A 3,458-nucleotide genomic window follows, 5' to 3' on the forward strand; every position below is an offset into this window, starting at 1 on the left:
GACCTTTTCTACGCGCTTGCCCGCCGTCATTTGACCGGCAGGCCAGGTCCTCACCCGGGGCACCCCACCGCGGAGGAGGGTTGCCGGCCAGCAAGCCGGGGCTGTCACTGGCACTCATGACCTGCTTCGAGTGTACGAAATAGCCGGTGCCGGACGCTAAGCCTGTGACAGGTTGTGACTTCCGCGGATATTCACTGTCCGGCGTCTCCTGCCGCGAGGGCCGCTTCTGCCGCGCTTTTGGCAGCACGGAAGCCGGCTTCGAGGTCGGCGAGGATGTCATCGATATGCTCGATGCCCACGGACAACCGGACCAGCCCCGGGGCGACCCCGGCAATGGCTTGCTGCTCAGCCGAGAGCTGGCTGTGGGTGGTGGAGGCCGGGTGGATCACCAGGGAACGCACATCGCCGATGTTGGCCACGTGCGAGTGGAGTTCAAGGGCGTCCACGAAGCGCTTTCCGGCCTCGGCTCCCCCGGCGACGGTGAAGGCCACCACGGCTCCGGTCCCCTTGGGTCCGTACTTCAGGCCCCGCTCGTACCAGGGGCTCGAGGGCAGCCCCGCGTAGGCGACGGATTCGACGTCGTCCCTTGCCTCGAGCCACTGCGCCACAGTGTTGGCGTTGGCGACATGCCGCTCCACGCGAAGGCTGAGGGTCTCGATGCCTTGGGCGATCAGGAAGGCGTTGAAGGGGGATACTGCTGATCCAAGGTCCCGGAGCAACTGGACGCGGGCCTTCAGGATGTAGGAAAGGTTCGCGCCCAGGGCACCGTCCGCCCCGAGATCCCGGGCGTAGACCAGGCCGTTGTAGGTGGGGTCAGGAGTATTGAAGCCCGGGAACCGCTCCGGGTCCTTGCCGAAATCGAAATTGCCCGAGTCCACAATCACGCCGGCAATTGCTGCGCCGTGGCCGCCGAGGTATTTGGTGGCGGAGTGCACCACAATGTCCGCGCCCCACTCAATGGGGCGGATCAGGTACGGCGTGGACAGCGTGTTGTCCACGATCAGCGGGACACCGGCCTCATGCGCCACCGCGGAAATTCCCTCGATGTCCAGGACGTCCTGGCGGGGGTTGGACACCACCTCGCCGAAGAACAGTTTGGTGTTCGGCCGGACAGCCTCCCGCCAGTGGTCCAGGTTGTCCGGATCAGCCACGAACGTGACCGAGATGCCGAACTTCTTCAGCGTGTGCGCCAGCAGGTTGTAGGTGCCGCCGTACAGGCTGGGGCTCGCAACGATATGGTCACCGGCTTCGGCAACATTAAGGATGGCAAAGGTTTCGGCGGCCTGTCCCGAGCTCAGCAGCAGGGCCGCCAAACCGCCCTCCAGGCTGGCGATCCGCTGCTCCACGGCGTCCTGGGTGGGGTTGCCGATCCGGGTGTAAATGGGAGCGAGCTCTGCGAGCGCGAAGCGGTTCGCGGCGCTTTCCGCGCTGGGGAAGACGAACGACGTCGTCTGGTAAATCGGCAGCGCACGCGCACCAGTTGCGGTGTCAGGCTCCTGACCTGCGTGGATCTGGCGTGTTTCGAAAGACCATCCCTGGGACATTTTCGGCTCCTTTGACGTGGTGCTGGCGCTCATCACTTTCGGTTCAGTGTAGGAACGGGTCCGGTGCGCTGGACAGCATTGTGACGAACATGGTCACCGGCCATCTGCCGGAGCCGTTCAAGGGGGCGTGCGTTCACCCTGAAAACCGCGGAAAACCAAGTAAGGATACCCTTAGCTGAGAGGCTCATCACAAAGTGCCAAGATGAGGTCATGCGCATGGATCACGTCTCTTACGCCTGTGAACAAGATGGCCTCGTTGCCACCACCGAACGTATTTCGTCTGCCCTGGGCGTCGATGCCGTGAAGGGCGGAGTACACCCCCGTTTCGGTACACGGAACATGATTATTCCCCTGGCCGGCCACAAGTACCTTGAAGTTGTGGAGGTCCTCAATCACCCCGCGTCAGACAAGGCTCCCTTCGGGCAGGCCGTCCGGGCGCGGTCCGAGGCCGGCGGCGGCTGGATGGGCTGGTGCGTCGAAGTGGACGATCTCGCCCCGTTCGAAGAACGCCTGGGCCGGGCTGCCGTGAACGGAAACCGCAAGTTCCCGGACGGCCGCGAGCTGGTGTGGAAGCAGATCGGCATCCTGGGCCTGATCGCGGACCCGCAGGTTCCCTACATGCTCAAGTGGGAGGGCGATCCCGCCCTGCACCCCTCGAACGCCTACGAAAGCAACGTCAAGATGAGCTGCCTGACCATCGCCGGCTCTGCCGAGCGCGTGACGGAGTGGCTGGGCGAACCCGTGGAGAAGCCCCTCGAGGACGTGGCCGTTGAATGGGTTGCGCCTCACGGAACGCCGGGCATCCTGTCGGTAACGTTCGAGACCGCCACCGGCGCGGTCACTATCTGAGACCAGTCATAATCTGACCGGAAATACTTCGGCCGCCATCAGCGGGTGCCAAGGATGTCACCTACCGATGGCGGCCGAATCTCGTTAAGCGGGCTGTGCACGAAGGGGGCCGTGCACCGTGTTCAGCCCAGGCCCACAGCCTTGCCAAAGAGGCTGAAGCCAACGAAGGCAACGATGTCCAGCAGGGCATGGGCGATAACCAGCGGCATCACACGCTTGGTCCTGGTGTACAGCCAGGCAAAGATCACACCCATGATGGCGTTGCCGATGAACGGCCCGAAACCCTGGTACAGGTGGTAGCTGCCGCGCAGCATGGCGCTGGTGAAGATGGCGAGCGGAACACTCCAGCCGAATTTTCCGAAACGGTTCAGGAGGTAGCCCACCACGATGACCTCCTCCACCACCGCATGACGCACTGCTGAGAGGATCAGCACCGGAACGGTCCACCAATAGGCGTCGAGGGCGCTGGGGATGATCGCGGTGGTGATCCCCAGGGCACGGCCCGCCGCGTAAAGCCCCAGGGACGGAATGCCGATCAGCGCCGCCAGTCCGAAGCCCTGCAGCAGGTCTCGCCCGGGCCGGGCAAAGTTGAACCCCAGCCTGGTGAAGGCCGACGTGCCGCGAGGCCCCTCCTCCGCCCCTGGCTGGCGGTGGTCGGTGAGGAAGTAGATGACCAGAAGCACAGGCACCAGGGCAAAGATGATGTCCAGCAGCTGGTAGGTGAGATCGAAATATTCGCGGGCACTCTGCGAACGGTTCAGCGTGGACGTGCCCTCCGCCAGCGGCGCCCGGGTCATCTTGTCGAGCAGCTGCACCACGGAGTAGACGGCGGACTGCCCCAGGGACAGGCCCAGCACAATCCAGACTTCAATCCGCAGCCGACGGCGGGAGGGAACCAACATGGTTCCATCTTGCCTGTAGTTTCTGGTTCTTTACTGGACTGCACGGATGCTGGTGAGGGAGCGTTGGCCAAAAACCTGCGGTAAGTGAGAGAGCGTTGGCCAAAAACCTGCGGTAAGTGAGAGAGCGTCGGTGGGGAACGACCTTATGCTTGGGGCTTATGAG

The 3,458-nt window shown here is 63.6% G+C and carries 3 protein-coding genes and 1 riboswitch; of the genes, 1 reads left to right on the plus strand and 2 read right to left on the minus strand.

Features of this window, described 5'->3' with window-relative positions; all coding sequences use genetic code 11:
- Nucleotides 1-7: 7 nt before the first annotated feature.
- A riboswitch (SAM riboswitch) is annotated at nt 8-122 on the minus strand.
- 69 nt (nt 123-191) lie between these two features.
- Nucleotides 192-1,577 (minus strand): bifunctional o-acetylhomoserine/o-acetylserine sulfhydrylase, encoded by a 1,386-nt coding sequence (locus DBR22_RS03860; protein WP_108597867.1) that lies wholly within the window; start codon nt 1,575-1,577, stop codon nt 192-194.
- A 177-nt stretch (nt 1,578-1,754) separates the two neighbouring features.
- Between DBR22_RS03860 and DBR22_RS03865 the strand changes: the two genes are divergently transcribed.
- Nucleotides 1,755-2,393 (plus strand): VOC family protein, encoded by a 639-nt coding sequence (locus DBR22_RS03865; RefSeq protein WP_108597868.1) that lies wholly within the window; start codon nt 1,755-1,757, stop codon nt 2,391-2,393.
- Between the two features lie 122 nt (nt 2,394-2,515).
- Here DBR22_RS03865 and DBR22_RS03870 read toward each other — a convergent pair whose 3' ends face one another.
- Nucleotides 2,516-3,295, minus strand: coding sequence for a CPBP family intramembrane glutamic endopeptidase (locus DBR22_RS03870; RefSeq protein ID WP_108597869.1), 780 nt, complete (start codon nt 3,293-3,295; stop codon nt 2,516-2,518).
- Nucleotides 3,296-3,458: the final 163 nt, after the last annotated feature.

The organism is Arthrobacter sp. HMWF013, assembly GCF_003061105.1.
GTDB lineage: Bacteria > Actinomycetota > Actinomycetes > Actinomycetales > Micrococcaceae > Arthrobacter.

Coding starts and splice junctions, on each gene's coding strand:
- DBR22_RS03870 (WP_108597869.1), bottom strand. CDS start 3,295: ATGTTGGTTCCCTCCCGCCGTCGGCTGCGGATTGAAGTCTGGATTGTG.
- DBR22_RS03860 (WP_108597867.1), bottom strand. CDS start 1,577: ATGAGCGCCAGCACCACGTCAAAGGAGCCGAAAATGTCCCAGGGATGG.
- DBR22_RS03865 (WP_108597868.1), top strand. CDS start 1,755: ATGCGCATGGATCACGTCTCTTACGCCTGTGAACAAGATGGCCTCGTT.